Annotated in this window: 17 protein-coding genes, 1 tRNA gene and 1 pseudogene; 5 read left to right on the forward strand and 14 right to left on the reverse strand. The window is 60.4% G+C overall.

Annotated features, from left to right (window positions below; translation table 11 throughout):
• The 5 genes and pseudogenes from B0O95_RS14600 to B0O95_RS14620 form a co-directional block, all read right to left on the reverse strand.
• A pseudogene (locus tag B0O95_RS14600) lies at nucleotides 1-329 on the reverse strand (helix-turn-helix domain-containing protein); the annotation flags it as partial.
• A 75-nt stretch (nucleotides 330-404) separates the two neighbouring features.
• Nucleotides 405-689, reverse strand: a complete 285-nt coding sequence (locus B0O95_RS14605; protein ID WP_233203431.1) for a HigA family addiction module antitoxin — start codon at nucleotides 687-689, stop codon at nucleotides 405-407.
• A gap of 13 nt (nucleotides 690-702) precedes the next feature.
• Nucleotides 703-981, reverse strand: a complete 279-nt coding sequence (locus tag B0O95_RS14610) for a type II toxin-antitoxin system RelE/ParE family toxin (protein WP_104078512.1) — start codon at nucleotides 979-981, stop codon at nucleotides 703-705.
• Nucleotides 982-1,050: 69 nt separating this feature from the next.
• A complete protein-coding gene (locus B0O95_RS14615) occupies nucleotides 1,051-1,638 on the reverse strand; it encodes a DNA-binding protein (RefSeq protein WP_104078513.1) in 588 nt (195 codons plus the stop codon).
• Between the two features lie 20 nt (nucleotides 1,639-1,658).
• On the reverse strand, nucleotides 1,659-2,078 hold the full coding sequence (locus B0O95_RS14620) for a RusA family crossover junction endodeoxyribonuclease (RefSeq protein WP_104078514.1): 420 nt from the start codon (nucleotides 2,076-2,078) through the stop codon (nucleotides 1,659-1,661).
• A gap of 108 nt (nucleotides 2,079-2,186) precedes the next feature.
• Between B0O95_RS14620 and B0O95_RS14625 the strand changes: the two genes are divergently transcribed.
• Complete coding sequence (locus tag B0O95_RS14625) at nucleotides 2,187-2,477, forward strand: hypothetical protein (protein WP_104078515.1); 291 nt, start codon at nucleotides 2,187-2,189, stop codon at nucleotides 2,475-2,477.
• 4 nt (nucleotides 2,478-2,481) lie between these two features.
• Here the strand turns inward: B0O95_RS14625 and B0O95_RS14630 are convergent, their stop codons facing one another.
• Nucleotides 2,482-3,639 carry an ATP-binding protein gene (locus tag B0O95_RS14630; protein WP_233203428.1) on the reverse strand — a complete coding sequence of 386 codons (1,158 nt, stop codon included), beginning with the start codon at nucleotides 3,637-3,639 and terminating at the stop codon, nucleotides 2,482-2,484.
• A gap of 71 nt (nucleotides 3,640-3,710) precedes the next feature.
• Between B0O95_RS14630 and B0O95_RS16790 the strand changes: the two genes are divergently transcribed.
• Together B0O95_RS16790 and B0O95_RS16795 are read left to right on the forward strand one after the other, a co-directional pair.
• Complete coding sequence (locus tag B0O95_RS16790) at nucleotides 3,711-4,076, forward strand: hypothetical protein (RefSeq protein WP_233203429.1); 366 nt, start codon at nucleotides 3,711-3,713, stop codon at nucleotides 4,074-4,076.
• Between the two features lie 122 nt (nucleotides 4,077-4,198).
• Nucleotides 4,199-4,687 (forward strand): tyrosine-type recombinase/integrase, encoded by a 489-nt coding sequence (locus B0O95_RS16795; RefSeq protein WP_233203430.1) that lies wholly within the window; start codon nucleotides 4,199-4,201, stop codon nucleotides 4,685-4,687.
• 75 nt (nucleotides 4,688-4,762) lie between these two features.
• On the opposite strand, the gene B0O95_RS14640 is transcribed toward B0O95_RS16795, so the two are convergent.
• From B0O95_RS14640 to B0O95_RS14665, 6 genes are all read right to left on the reverse strand, one after another.
• Nucleotides 4,763-4,841, reverse strand: a tRNA-Ile gene (locus B0O95_RS14640).
• Between the two features lie 29 nt (nucleotides 4,842-4,870).
• A complete protein-coding gene (rpoD, locus tag B0O95_RS14645) occupies nucleotides 4,871-7,072 on the reverse strand; it encodes an RNA polymerase sigma factor RpoD (protein ID WP_199180535.1) in 2,202 nt (733 codons plus the stop codon).
• 261 nt (nucleotides 7,073-7,333) lie between these two features.
• On the reverse strand, nucleotides 7,334-9,241 hold the full coding sequence (dnaG, locus tag B0O95_RS14650) for a DNA primase (protein ID WP_104078516.1): 1,908 nt from the start codon (nucleotides 9,239-9,241) through the stop codon (nucleotides 7,334-7,336).
• Between the two features lie 16 nt (nucleotides 9,242-9,257).
• A complete protein-coding gene (locus B0O95_RS14655; RefSeq protein WP_104078517.1) occupies nucleotides 9,258-9,707 on the reverse strand; it encodes a GatB/YqeY domain-containing protein in 450 nt (149 codons plus the stop codon).
• 219 nt (nucleotides 9,708-9,926) lie between these two features.
• Nucleotides 9,927-10,139, reverse strand: coding sequence for a 30S ribosomal protein S21 (gene rpsU, locus B0O95_RS14660; RefSeq protein WP_013434742.1), 213 nt, complete (start codon nucleotides 10,137-10,139; stop codon nucleotides 9,927-9,929).
• Nucleotides 10,140-10,244: 105 nt separating this feature from the next.
• Entirely contained in the window at nucleotides 10,245-11,468 is a 1,224-nt protein-coding gene (locus B0O95_RS14665) for a BaiN/RdsA family NAD(P)/FAD-dependent oxidoreductase (protein ID WP_255779230.1), read from the reverse strand.
• 145 nt (nucleotides 11,469-11,613) lie between these two features.
• On the opposite strand from B0O95_RS14665, the gene tsaD reads away from it, so the two are divergent.
• Together tsaD and B0O95_RS14675 are read left to right on the forward strand one after the other, a co-directional pair.
• On the forward strand, nucleotides 11,614-12,657 hold the full coding sequence (gene tsaD / locus B0O95_RS14670; protein WP_104078519.1) for a tRNA (adenosine(37)-N6)-threonylcarbamoyltransferase complex transferase subunit TsaD: 1,044 nt from the start codon (nucleotides 11,614-11,616) through the stop codon (nucleotides 12,655-12,657).
• A 49-nt stretch (nucleotides 12,658-12,706) separates the two neighbouring features.
• Nucleotides 12,707-12,892, forward strand: coding sequence for a hypothetical protein (locus B0O95_RS14675; protein WP_104078520.1), 186 nt, complete (start codon nucleotides 12,707-12,709; stop codon nucleotides 12,890-12,892).
• Here B0O95_RS14675 and folE2 read toward each other — a convergent pair.
• Together folE2 and B0O95_RS14685 are read right to left on the reverse strand one after the other, a co-directional pair.
• Nucleotides 12,889-13,698, reverse strand: coding sequence for a GTP cyclohydrolase FolE2 (gene folE2, locus B0O95_RS14680; protein ID WP_104078521.1), 810 nt, complete (start codon nucleotides 13,696-13,698; stop codon nucleotides 12,889-12,891). The genes B0O95_RS14675 and folE2 overlap by 4 nt on opposite strands.
• 135 nt (nucleotides 13,699-13,833) lie before the next feature.
• Nucleotides 13,834-14,166, reverse strand: a 333-nt coding sequence (locus tag B0O95_RS14685) for a transketolase C-terminal domain-containing protein (RefSeq protein WP_332908573.1), incomplete at its 5' end; no start/stop codon positions are given.

Consider the following 14,166-nt stretch of genomic DNA (forward strand, 5'->3'; position numbering starts at 1 on the left):
CGCCTGGCACAAGATCTTGTGAATGGTCGCCAGGGATAGTTCTCTTTGCTCATGCACTCGCAGCTCATTCTGGATCCGCCGCGCGCCTTTGTGCTTGGCACGCAGTCGGAGGATCGTTGCTCGATCGGTCTCAGCAACCTTCTAGTTTGGACTTCGGTGTGGACGGCAGCTTTGGGATGGGAGACCTGCTTCGCCGGCTTCCTGATAGCGGCGTAGCCATTGCGAAGTGTCGGTCGAGAGATGCCACACCGCGCGCACACGAGGCCGGCGTTGCTGACCTCGTGATACATGTGCACCCAACGTAATCGCGCGGCGATCTCTCGGTCCATCGCCTCATATTATGCGTCTTTCAATTTTGTCAGAAAACGTTCCTAGCTCAACCTACCACGCCACGGCCTTGCACGCTACGCTGCAGTGGCCTGTAACGGCCGCACAGACGGCTGCTCGTGCTGCCTCGCGAGCCACAGATCATAGTTCGCTTGTAGGTTGATCCAAAAACGGGCTGTGCTTACGCCAGCCTTCTCCAGCCGCAATGCCAGATCCGGGCTGATACCAGCCTTGCCGTTCAGCACGCGCGACAAAGCTACCCGCGACATCGACAGCCGCTCAGCGGCGTCCGTCACGGACAGATGAAGCGGCGTGAACACCGTTTCCTTAAGGATTTCTCCAGGGTGAGGGTAACTATGCATCATGGTCGTGTCTTCAGTGATAGTCTTGATAATCAAGGAGTTCGACATCGCTGCCGGCAAAGCGGAAAGTTACCCGCCAGTTGCCATTTACCCATACCGACCAATGCCCTTTCAGCGCGCCCTTGAGCGGATGAAGTCGCAAGCCAGGTTGGTTCAACTCTTGCGGCTCCTGCGCTACCTCAAGGATGGCTAGGATCATGCCAAGCTTTTTGGCATGCGCCGCTTGGATGCCGCGCATTGAGCCAGTGCGATAGAAAGCTTCGAGCCCCTTATGTCGGAATCCGATGATCATACTCAAATTGTATCGCGCATCGATACGCGATGCAACTGCCTGCCGGGAGGCCTCTCTTCGAGCATGCCGCTACTCAAGTTCCTTTTTCAACAGGCCCATCTCGTTGAATCGACGCTCAAGTGCTGACCACGCAACACGCTCGACGCCGGGGTCTTTGTCGTTTTTTCGACCGCCCTCGATCCAGCGGCGCACCGCCGCATTCTGCTTGCTGACCGTATTTACATGCACGGTACAGTCGTGCGCAATATCGGCGAGGTCACACTTCACCCCGAACATACGCTCAATGATAGCTCGTCGCACACGATAGTGTGAGAAGCCCGAGCAGTACGCAGCGGACGCGGTGGTCAGCCAATCAATCGCTGCTCGCCACTCGAGGTTCGGTGTGCGGCCGCTGCAGCATGTCGATCTGCACGAGCATGGCAGGTCACGTGGCGCCGCGCGCGCGACGATGACAGACATATGCAACTCAGGAAGCTCCTCGATTCTGCGGCGGATGAGCCCAGCCTGCCCCGCGCCATCGAGCCCGACCAACCCCATCCCGCCGCCGACTGACTCGCAACGCAACCGCTTCGCCATCAGCGTCTCGCCGTACTGCTGGTTTGAGTAACACAGAGCAAACCGTACTGCGTCGAACGCGCTCTTGAATTGAATATCCATTTTTTCTCTGCGAACCCAGCTTAGCTGGCCCTCACTTCCACTTCGACGCGAGGCGTGCCGTACCGCTTGCTGACTCGCGTGTCTGTAATCTGACAATCGTCTCGCCATACCACGCCGTTTGCACCGTCTTCGATCGCCTTGAGGATGTTGTCGAGGTCTGGACGCTTGGTAGGTTTGATTTCGCCGATCGCTGCCGCGCGCTGCTTCTTCAGGCTCCAACTAGTCGGGATGGAGAGAAAGGCGCGGACCACCAGAGACACCGCCCCTTCGACCGGAGCTGTATTGCCCATTGCCTGCTGCGCGGCCAACTTAACGAGGTTTTCGTACCGGGCGGTCTTTTCAGGCGTGTAGTGCGCGACATGTCCGTTGCGGACAAACGAGCGTGCCCGGCCCTTTGCGACCGGCTCGCCGGGAATGGTGAAAGTGATAGGTTCTGCTATTTTTTACCTCCCAAAAATTCAAATCAGTGCCCCTGGTTGGGGTCATTGGCAACTCCTTTCGCAGCCACTATCAGATAAAATTCAAGCTTCAAACGACGGGGACAAAACATGTCGACCGCAGACTGGCGAGAAGAAAAATCGGAATTTGTCGTGCAGGCAATTTGCCGCGTGCTTTCGTTTCCGGACTTGCCGCAGGAAGCCAGGCACGATCTAGAAGGCGAGGCACTGTGGAACGCGCTGAAACTGCATGCGGATGCCTTACAGGAGCAAATGGGCGGCACGCGCTGGTCGCCTGAGCTTGTTGCGCGATTCCGAAAACAACCCGAAAAATGCAACGACTGGCTTGCTTCGATGCACGAACCAAACTTCGCGATCACCGGATATTTCGACAAAGACTGACGCGTCACAGTCGACCCCTCATGCTCTCAAAATCAAATGGAACGATCTTCCCACCGTCTTCGCGCAACCTGTCGATTAGTCGCTCACCAAGATAAGAGATAACGCCCGGGCGCAAAGGCAAATCCGGCGGATCGTCTTTGCGTCGGTAGTCCTCAAGCGGCACATTGGCGAGCAATAGCGTTGGCCTTCGCTTCTCGTACCGCTCGTTGAGGATATCGAACAGGATCAACTTCTCGGTGTCGCTGCCGAACTGCTGGCCGACCTCATCGAAGATGAGCAGATCGGGCTGCACAAAATGCGTGATAGCATCGCTCTCGCTTTCCTGGCTGTTCCTGCGCCACGATTCCTTGACCCTGCGAATTGCACGCAGCACAGACGTGAACAACACCGTGCGATTGTCGCGGTGCATGATGCGAAGGCCAATGCCAACAGAAAGGTGAGTCTTGCCCGTGCCGGGTTTCCCGACAAACACGGCCGAGTGGCCAGTTTTCAGCACGTCATCGAAGCCGTCGGCGTAGGACGTGGCGAACGCGAGTGCGCGTTTCTGGCCGGGATGCTCGGCGACGAACGACTTGAGGCTGCGGTTTTGGAACCGTTCGGGAATGCCCGCCCCTTCAATGCGCTTTTGCCAAGCCTGCAATTTCGCCTCGCGGTTTTTGGCTTCGGCCTCCGCCTTTTCCCGTGTCTGGACTTCGGCATTGCACGTCGGGCATTTTGACCAAATCTGACCGATGAAGCTCTTGGCCTCGTACTCGCCGTGCTTGTCGCATACGTTCGTGCGAGTTTGAGGTTCGGTATGAATCCCGTCCCACTTGAGCTTTTGCGCTAAGCGGTTCATAGCCTGCCCCCCCTCCCCGTAATCGATCGCGGCGAAGTTTTCCGACTTCGGCAGCCGCCTACCGGATGCCATCTTCTGGTTCATGCTGCGTAGGTGATTGCCCTTGAGAGCTTTCACCAACGCGTGATCCCACTCGTGCTGTGTTCTGGCTTTGGTTTGAGTGAGCCAGTACGCGATGAATTCACCGATGGCGGCATTGAATGCATTGCTGTCTGGCATCGGCAAACCCGACTGGCGTGCCAGCGTTGACAGATGCGGCGACGGCTTCCAATCCACGAACATCCGAAACGCCGAGTTTTCGTCTGCGCGCGCGCCATCGTCCATCAGGGACGTACTATTATCTGGATACCGGCGGTACACCCCGGCGCGAGATTCCGCTGGGTTCAGATTATGCATTGGCAGTGCAGAAGTGGGCTGAGTTGGCTGTCAACGTACAGCCACGGCATGCTGAGTTAATTACGTTTCGCTATGTGGCGGAGCGTTATCAGCGGGAGGTATTGCCGCAGAAAGGGTTACGTACGCAGCAGGACAACTTGAAGGAATTGGCGAAGCTATACGAGTTCTTTGATGCACCGCCTGCACCGCTAGCCAATATTGAACCGATCCACATTCGTCAGTATCTCGACTGGCGCGTGCAGGATGCCGTCCGGCGTTTGCAAAGGAAGGGACGGGTCGCAAGGGAAATGAAGGGCAAGTTCGAGCGAATCGGGAAAAGGCGTTGTTTTCGCACATCTGGAATTTCACGCGTGAGCGGGGCTTGACGGCAAAACCCAACCCTTGTGCGGGGGTGCGCGGTTTCCGAGAGACTGGACGGGATACCTACGTCGATGATGAAACGTATCAAGCCGTTTGGACCGAGGCCGACGAGCCAACTCGCCACGCGATGGAGCTGGCCTATCTGACCGGACAGCGGCCGGCGGATGTGCTTAAGCTGACATGGGCTGACGTGCGGGACGGCGCAGTTTGGCTGCGGCAGAACAAGACCAGCCAGCGCTTGCGTATTGCAGTCGAGGGGCAGCTTGCAGCGCTGATCGATCGATTAAAGGTGCGGCCCGAGAAGTGCGGGAAAGTGCAGTCGCTGGCACTTGTCTGTAATGAGCAGGGAGCGGCACTGACTGCTACGGCACTCCGATTCCGATTTGAGAATGCACGCGAGGCTGCGGTGAAAAAGGCGCGCGGTCAAGAACGGCATGAACTGGCGGCTACCATCAAGGCGTTCCAGTTTCGTGACCTGCGCGCCAAGGCGGGCACCGATAAGGAGGAGTCGGCGGGGATGGCGGCAGCCAAGGATCCGCTTGGACACGCCAACGAACAGATGACACGCCGGTATGTTCGGCACCGAAAAGGCAAGCTGGTGACGCCCACCCGATAGCGCCAATTGCGGAACAGCACGCGCTATTTGCGGAACAAAACAAAGCGGCTCGCATCGCTGCGAGCCGCATCAATATGGTGGGCCTCCCGTGAGTCGAACACGGCACCAACGGATTATGAGTCCGCTGCTCTAACCAAGCATGAGCTAGAGGCCCGAATCAGTCATTATGAGGCAAAATGAAGCTCAGTTACCTTCCAAGAACGATTTCAGTTTGTCCGAGCGGCTCGGATGACGCAATTTGCGCAACGCCTTCGCCTCGATCTGACGGATCCGCTCCCGCGTCACGTCGAATTGCTTACCGACTTCCTCGAGCGTATGGTCCGTGCTCATCTCGATGCCAAAGCGCATCCGCAATACTTTTGCTTCGCGCGGCGTCAACGAGTCCAGCACGTCCTTCACGACGTCTCGCATACTCGCGTGCAATGCCGCGTCGGCCGGCGCCACCGTATTGTTATCTTCGATGAAATCGCCCAGGTGAGAATCGTCGTCGTCGCCGATCGGTGTTTCCATCGAAATCGGTTCCTTCGCGATCTTCATGATCTTGCGGATCTTGTCTTCCGGCATCTCCATTTTTTCGGCGAGCGTGGCCGGGTCCGGCTCGAGCCCCGTCTCCTGCAGGATTTGCCGTGAGATCCGGTTCATCTTGTTGATCGTCTCGATCATGTGGACCGGAATCCGAATCGTGCGCGCCTGGTCTGCAATCGACCGCGTAATCGCTTGACGAATCCACCACGTCGCATACGTGGAAAACTTGTAGCCCCGCCGATATTCGAACTTGTCAACCGCCTTCATCAGGCCGATATTGCCTTCCTGGATCAAATCCAGAAACTGCAAGCCACGGTTCGTGTACTTCTTCGCAATCGAAATGACCAGCCGCAAGTTGGCCTCCGTCATTTCGCGCTTGGCCTGCCGCGCCTTGAGCTCGCCAGCCGCCATCTGGCGGTTGGTTTCCTTCAAGTCCTTCAGCGGCAACACGACGCGCGCTTGTAAGTCGATCAGACGCTGCTGCTGTTCGCGGATCGCCGGGATATTGCGCTCGAGCACCGCGCTGTACGGATGCCCCTCGACAACGATTTGCTCGGCCCAGTCCAGGTTGGTCTCGTTGCCCGGGAAGCGCGAAATGAATTCTGCGCGCGGCATCCCGCACTTGTCGACGACGATATGCAAGATCTGGCGCTCCACTTGACGTACCTCGTCAACCTGCGCGCGCAACGTGTCGCACAGCCGCTCGACCGTGCGGGCGGTAAACCGGATCGACATCAACTCGGCCTGGATCGCCTCTTGCGCCTTCAGGTACGACTTGGACTTGTAGCCCTCCTTCTCGTACGCGCGACGCATTTTGTCGAACCACTCACCGATTAGCGCAAAGCGCTCCAGCGAAGCACGCTTTAGCGCCTCGAGCTGCGCGGCGCTGGCCGCGGCCGCTCCCGCACCTTCGTCCTCTTCTTCCTCTTCCTCGTCACCTTCGTCGGCGTCGTCGGCTTCCGACTCGATCTCGTCCGCATCCGACGCACTAAAGCCGTCCGCATCCTCCGCGCTCGGATCGATCAGGCCATCGACCAGTTCGTCCACGCGGATTTCATCGTTGGCGACCCGCTCGGCCATCGCAAGGATGTCCGCGATCGTCGTCGGGCACGCCGAGATCGCCTGAACCATATGCTTCAGGCCGTCTTCGATACGCTTGGCGATCTCAATTTCGCCTTCCCGCGTCAACAGTTCGACAGTGCCCATCTCGCGCATGTACATGCGCACCGGGTCGGTCGTACGGCCGAATTCGGAGTCCACCGTCGACAACGCGACCTCGGCCTCCTCTTCGACCTCGTCGTCGGATGACACCGACGGCGCGTTGTCGTTGAGCAGCAGCGTTTCCGCATCGGGCGCCTGTTCATAGACCGCCACGCCCATGTCGTTGAACGTGCTGATGATGCTCTCGATCGCCTCGGTTTCCGCGAAATTGTCCGGCAGGTGATCGTTGATTTCAGCATACGTCAGGAAGCCGCGTTCCTTGCCCAGCTTGATCAGCGCACGCAGCTTCGAGCGGCGCTCCTCGAGCTCCTCGGCGGTACCCGGCTGGTGAGACGCGAACGCCTCCTTCAGCAGCGCCTTTTCCTTGGCCCTGCGATCGCGCGCCTTGATCTTCTCACCACCCTTCACCGGCGCGGCCGAGCCGGCCGATTCATCGACTTGGCCCGCTTCCTCATCAACTGGTACTTCGTTCAGCTTTTTCGTCATGGATGTCGCCATTACGGCTCTGGTCTCGACTTGCGGCTCTTCGACGGCCGCCGCTTCAACCGTGGATACTCTCTCAGTGCGGCTATCCGGCTGGTGCCCGGCGGCCGCGACCTGCCGACTTACCCGCTTCGGGAACTTCTCGGCCGCGCACATCACGAGCCTGCTCGATGGACTTCGCCGTCGAGCAGGGCCGCATCGTCGCTTCCCACTGGCCGGATCGCGCGATGTTCGCCGGCGCGCCACATGCGGGAAAGGGCCTGTTTCGCCGCGGACCGGGTCGTCTTTACTCTCGCCGACCCGCGCTTCCGATCTAATCCAACCCCTTTTTCCGCTTGGTCTTTGCCATGGCAATTCCGCTCTATTCGACGCCGCCTGGAAACAACCCGCTGAAAACCTTCAATTATAGCACGGTGGTCAAGTTCCTCCGCCAAGCGCCGACGCCGCGACCCGCCGCTTCAGTTCCGCACGCCGCTGCGACAACTCGGCAAACTCCCTGGCCTGCTCTCCGTCCAGTTTTGGCTGCCGAGACAAAATTTCAAGTCGCTCGCAGCAAGCGTCATAACGCATCTTCGCGACAACTGCCCTGACTTCGTCAGCCGCGATCCGCTCCTGCTCATCGCGCCGCTGCGCGCTGTCGTCGTCCGGCGGCGCATGCAGCAAATCGCGCACGTTTTCATCATAGACCAGAATTTCCCGGAAGATTTCCTCATACGTCGGCGCATTCGGAGAATTAAGCAGCAAGTCCTTTAGCAGCCGATACTCAGCCGCGTCCCCCAGTTGCCGCGCGTGCGCGATCGTCTCAGCAAACAAGGCCCCCTGCCGGGCAAGCGTAGCTAGCGTGTCGCAATCCTGCACATCGAGCATCGCGACGATGCGCGGATACATGATTACGTTGCGTAGTGCCCGATGCTCGTGGCCGGTGACGCGACGACGATCGGCACGTGCCGGCGCACCACGCACTGCGGGCGCGGTGCGCGAGCCGACTTCGCAGAACTGCGCCACTTCTTCAACGGGCGTCGACAGCCGATCCGCCAGCATGTGCAGAATCTGAGCCCTCAACGCGTTGGGCGGCAGTGCCTGCAGCAGTGGCTTGGCGTCATACAAGGCCTTGGCTCGTCCTTCCGGCTGGTCGATCTCCTTGTCCGCCAGCACCTCGTTGAGCAGGAACTGCGACAGCGGCATTGCCCGCCCGATTTGGTCCTCAAATGCCTGCGCGCCGTGCTCTCGAATATAGCTGTCCGGATCGTGCTCCGCGGGCAGAAACAGGAAACGGATCGTACGATTGTCCGCCGCGTGCGGCAGGCACGCGTCCAACGCTCGCCGCGCGGCGCGCCGCCCCGCCGCGTCACCGTCGAAGCTGAAGATCACCGTGTCGGTCTGCCGCATCAGTTTTTGGACATGCACCGGCGTGCACGCGGTGCCCAGGGTCGCCACCGCGTTCGGAAAGCCTAACTGCGCCAGTGCAACGACGTCCATGTAACCTTCCACGACCAGCGCGAAACCCTTCTCGCGGATCGCAAGACGTGCCTCGAATAGGCCGTACAACTCGGTTCCCTTGTTAAATAGCGGCGTTTCCGGCGAATTCAAATACTTCGGTTCGCCGCCGCCATCGAGCACGCGTGCGCCAAAGCCGATCACCTGTCCGCGCACGTTACGGATCGGGAACATGATGCGCTGGCGAAAGCGGTCGTAGCGACGCGCTTCACCGTTGTTCGACGTCTTGTCACTGACAATCACCAGACCTGCTTCGAGCAACGCGTCGTCGCGATAGTCCGCGAATGCTGCCTCGAGATTTTGCCAGCCATCCGGCGCATAGCCCAATCCGAAGCGCAGCGCGATTTCGCCGGTCAAGCCCCGCCCCTTCAGGTACTGAATCGCGTCCGGCGCGCCCCGAAGCTGCTTGCGATAGTAGTCGGCCGCGATCCGCATGATGTCAACGAGCGCACGCGCCGTGCCGGGATTGGCAGGCGGCGGATCGGTGCCGCCCCCCGATCCGGGCGGGCTCCCGCCGCCATATGCACCCGGCGCGGGTTCGTGTGGAACGGTGAGCCCAACGGACTGCGCCAACTCATCGACAGCCTCAGGAAACGTCAAGCCGGCATGCTCCATCAGGAAACCGATCGCGGTGCCGTGCGCGCCACAGCCGAAGCAATGGTAGAACTGCTTGGTCGGACTGACGGTGAACGAGGGACTCTTTTCGTTGTGGAACGGGCACAACCCACTGAAGTTCGCCCCGCCCTTTTTCAACTGCACGTACCGCCCCACCACGTCGACGATATCGACGCGGTTTAGCAGGTCTTGCAGGAACGAGTGCGGAATCACGGTCGCCCTGGCAACGCTACTTCGCCGACAAAGCCGCCTTCACTTGCGCGGAAACCGCCGTCATGTCGGCACGGCCCGCGAGTCTGCCCTTGAGTAGCGTCATGACCTTGCCCATGTCCTGGGGACCGGCCGCGCCCGCTTGCGCAATCGCGTCTTGCACCTGCGCGGCGACGTCGGCCGCGGACAGCTGGGCGGGCATGTACTGCTGCAGCACCACGAGTTCCGCCGATTCCTTCGCGACCAGGTCCTCGCGACCGGCGGACTGAAACTGCGAAATTGAATCCTTGCGCTGCTTGATCAACTTGTCGACGATCGTCACAATCGCCGTGTCGTCCAGCGTCGTGCGCTCGTCCACCTCACGCTGCTTGATCGCTGCTAGCAACAGGCGGATGGTCGCGAGCCGCTCGCTGTCGCGGGCGCGCATCGCGACTTTCATGTCATCATTAATACGGTCTTTCAAGCTCATGCGTATTGCCGTCAACGGCCCAGGTTCGCCTATGGAACTGTGACATGCGGTAACCGATATTTAACACAAAAACCCGCTTGGGACACGATCCACAAGCGGGTCTGCGCAGCAACGCGGGTCCCATCAACGCCTGCCACAGCAGTATCCCTGCACGCACACGCGGTGCAGGTTCACGAGATGATCGCGCCAACCCGGCTGCCGCGCCGGCGCGATGCTAGATCAGTAGAGCTTCTTCGGCAGCATCTGGCTGCGCAAGCGCTTAAAATGGCGCTTGACCGCCGCCGCCTTTTTCCGCTTGCGCTCCGCGGTCGGCTTCTCGTAAAACTCGCGCGCACGCAATTCGGTCAACAACCCGTTCTTTTCGATCGTGCGTTTGAAGCGGCGCATCGCGACTTCAAAAGGCTCGTTCTCTTTAACGCGAATCGTCGTCATGTCCAGTCGAGGTATGAAAAAAGGGACGCGTCCCACCAACACACACCAAAGGTGTGCAAGTATAGCAGATGTGCGTGCAGACAATTCTGCACTCTTAGCGTCCGGCTAACGTTGTGCAACAGCGGCAGCAGCAGCCTGGCCCGCCGCGACACCGGATGACCATGCCCACTGGAAATTGTACCCACCCAGCCATCCGGTCACGTCCACCGCCTCGCCGATGAAGTATAGGCCCGGCATCCGCTCGCTCATCATCGTGGCCGACGATAGTTCACGGGTGTCGACGCCACCGCGCGTGACCTCGGCCTTGCGAAAGCCTTCGGTGCCGCCCGGCGTCAACGTCCATTGCTGAAGCCCGCTAGCCAGTTGACGCAGTGCCTTGTCGGCAATATCGGCCAGCCGCGCCTGGGGCGGGAGACGGTGCTGGATCGCCCAGCACTGCGCAAGCCGCACCGGCATCCATTCAGCGAGCTGGTTCGCTAATTGCCGGCGCGACGCGGCTTTTGCGTCAAGCAGTGCGCCGGCCACGTCAAACGACGGCAATAGGTCGATCGACACCGCATGCCCCGGGTTCCAATAGCTGGAGATCTGCAAAATACCGGGGCCAGACAGTCCGCGATGCGTAAACAACAGGTCCTCGACGAACTCGGCGCGCCGCTTGTCGCCGCCTGTCGATACGCGTGCCGTCATTGATATCCCGGCCAGCGTCGCATACGGCGCCCAGTGTGCGGCGGAGAAGGTCAGTGGCACCAGCGCCGGACGCGGCTCAACAAGCTTATGACCAAAGCGTTTAGCGAGCCTGTACGCGAAGTCGCTCGCCCCAATCTTCGGGATCGACAGCCCGCCCGTTGCCACCACGAGCGCCCGTGCGCGCAGCGCGCCGGCATGCGTGTCCAGCACAAACCCCATCGTATCGACGGCCACATCCGCAACCTGTAATGGATGGCGCCACGTGACGCCGCCGGCACTGCATTCGCGTTTGAGCACGTCAATAATCGTCTCGCTCGAATCGTCGCAAAAAAGTTGCCCCTTGTGCTTTTCATGCCACCGAACACGATAGGCGCGCAACAGTGCTAGAAAATCCTGCGGTGTATAGCGGGCGAGCGCGGAGCGGCAAAACGACGGGTTCTCGGACAAGTAGTGGGTCCAGTCCGCATGCAGGTTCGTGAAATTGCACCGCCCGCCGCCGGAGATCCGGATTTTCTCAGCAACGCGTGGTGCGTGATCGATCAGCACGACACGCCGCCCAAGCTGGCCGGCCACAGCCGCACACATCATGCCGGCAGCGCCGGCGCCAATTACGGCGATATCGAATTGTTCCATGGCGCGCATTCTACCGGCTTGTCAGCTACGTCGGCGGTCGCACTGCTATACTGATCGATTGCGTTGCGGGCGTCGCGCGCCGTGCCAGCCATCTGGCAAGCCAGTGGCGCAGACGAAGCCGCATCCGGCTCGATCACCCTTTTGTCCGATTCTCATGCTCGTCCTCGGTATTGAAAGCTCATGTGATGAAACCGGGCTCGCACTATACGACAGCCGGCGCGGGCTGCTTGCACACGCACTGCATTCGCAAATCGCCATGCACCGCGACTATGGCGGCGTGGTGCCGGAGCTCGCGTCACGCGACCATATCCGGCGCGCGCTGCCACTGCTCGAGCAGGTGTTGCAGCAGGCCGGGGTGGCGCGCACCTCAATCGATGCGATCGCATTCACGCAGGGGCCGGGGCTCGCCGGTGCGCTGCTCGTCGGAGCCAGCATCGCGAATGCATTAGGGCTGGCGCTCGGCAAGCCGGTAATCGGCATTCACCATCTCGAGGGACACCTGCTGTCGCCATTGCTCGCGCAAACGCCACCGCCCTTTCCATTCGTTGCGCTGTTGGTCTCCGGCGGCCATACGCAACTGATGCGGGTGGCCGATGTCGGCGACTACCAGACGCTCGGCGAAACACTGGACGATGCAGCCGGTGAAGCGTTCGACAAGACCGCAAAATTGCTCGGACTGAACTACCCGGGAGGCCCGGAAGTTTCGCGGCTGGCCGAGTTCGGCACGCCTGGCGCCGTCGAATTGCCCCGCCCGATGCTGCATTCAGGCGACCTGGACTTCAGCTTCAGTGGATTGAAAACAGCGGTTCTCACGCATCTGAGCCGAATCGGCTCGAACGCTTGCGAACAGGCAAAAGCCGATTTGGCACGCGGCTTTGTTGATGCCGCCGTCGACGTATTGGTCGCGAAGTCGGTTGCCGCCCTCAAGCGCACAGGCATGAAGCGGCTCGTCGTGGCCGGCGGGGTCGGCGCGAACCGCCAGTTGCGCGAAGCGCTGTGTGCCGCTGCCGCCAAGCGCGGCTTCGACGTGTACTATCCCGACCTCGCACTATGCACCGATAACGGCGCGATGATCGCGCTCGCGGGCGCACTACGCCTGCAACGCAATCCCGCAGCGGCCAATACGTCGTATGCGTTCACTGTTAAGCCGCGCTGGGATCTGAGTGCCATCAACGATCCTGGACAACAACCAGCTTAGCACCTCGGCCACCGCCAGCGTTACACCGCGGCAGCCACCGGCGTAGCCTTTGGCGCAGGGGCCGGTACAGCGTTCGCCGTGCATCCGTGAACCTTCGTCCCGCGACTCGCCGCATTCGTGGCGTGAGTTCACCACCGACGCGACCCACGCCGTGCCACGGACGCCCGATGTCGATGTCGATGTCGATGTCGATGTCGATGTCGATGTCGATGTCGATGTCGGGCAAGCAGGCTAGCCGGAAAGCCGCTTGTCGTGCTCGATCAGCGCGTACGCACTGTGATTGTGGATCGATTCGAAATTCTCGGCTTCGAGCACATAGGCGACGATCCGCGGATCGGCATTGAGCCGCTGCGCGACATCGCGCACCAAGTCCTCGACGAACTTCGGGTTGTCGTACGCCCGCTCGGTGACAAACTTCTCGTCGGGACGCTTCAGCAACCCCCACAACTCACACGATGCCTCTTCCTCGGCCATCCGCACCAGGTCCTCAACCGGCACGTCATCGGCCAATTCGGCGGCGATCGTCACATGTGAACGCTGATTGTGCGCACCGTACTGAGAGATCTTTTTCGAGCACGGGCACAGGCTGGTCACCGGCACCAGCACCTTGGTGAACAGGCGTGTGGCACCGTCGCGTGCGTCGACACTGAGCGTCACTTCATAGTCAAGCAGGCTTTGCACACCGGATACCGGCGCCGTTTTACGGATGAAATAGGGAAATGTGACTTCGATTCGACCCGCCGTGGCTTCAAGCTTCTCGAGCATGGTCGCCAGCATAGCGCGGAAATGAGCGGTGTCCAGCGGCGTTTGCGCTTGATCCAGTAGCGCGATGAAGCGCGACATGTGCGTGCCCTTCTGCTCGGCGGGAAGGTGCACGTTGAGATTCCAGGATCCCACTGTCGGTTGCACATCGCCTTGCGCAGTCCTCACCGTCAGCGGATGGCGGACCGCTCTGATGCCGACCCGCTGGATCGGGATCTGCCGGGTATCCGGCGTGCTCTGCACATCAGGCATCAAAAAAGCGGGATTCATCTGGTTCATTGGCATTCCTTGACACCGGCGCACGCCTCAGTTCATGGCGGCGCCGGAGCGCCAGCACGGGCGGCCCGGCCGGATGGCCCATGCCGCTCGTGCAGATTCTACATGAGAAACAGCAACGGCCGTTGCGGGCACGGCCTATGCGACGAGCTTGGTCGTTTTCGCGTTGCCATCGTGCTTTTGCCGTTCCACGGCTGACAAGCGCTCGCGAATCGCGCTGGCAATTCCCGCCGCATCCAGACCGCATGCGGCAAGCAGCTTCGCCGGATCGCCATGGTCGACGAAACGGTCGGGAAGGCCCAATTGTAATACCGGTCGGTTTACCCCTGCCGCCTGTAGGGACTCGATGCACGCAGAGCCGGCTCCGCCCATCAACGTCCCTTCCTCGACGGTCACGAGTAGCTCATGCGTGTCGGCGAGCTGCCGCACGAGCGCCTCGTCCAGCGGCTTCACAAAACGCATGTTCGCCAC

It is taken from the genome of Mycetohabitans endofungorum (genome assembly GCF_002927045.1).
Classification (GTDB): domain Bacteria; phylum Pseudomonadota; class Gammaproteobacteria; order Burkholderiales; family Burkholderiaceae; genus Mycetohabitans; species Mycetohabitans endofungorum.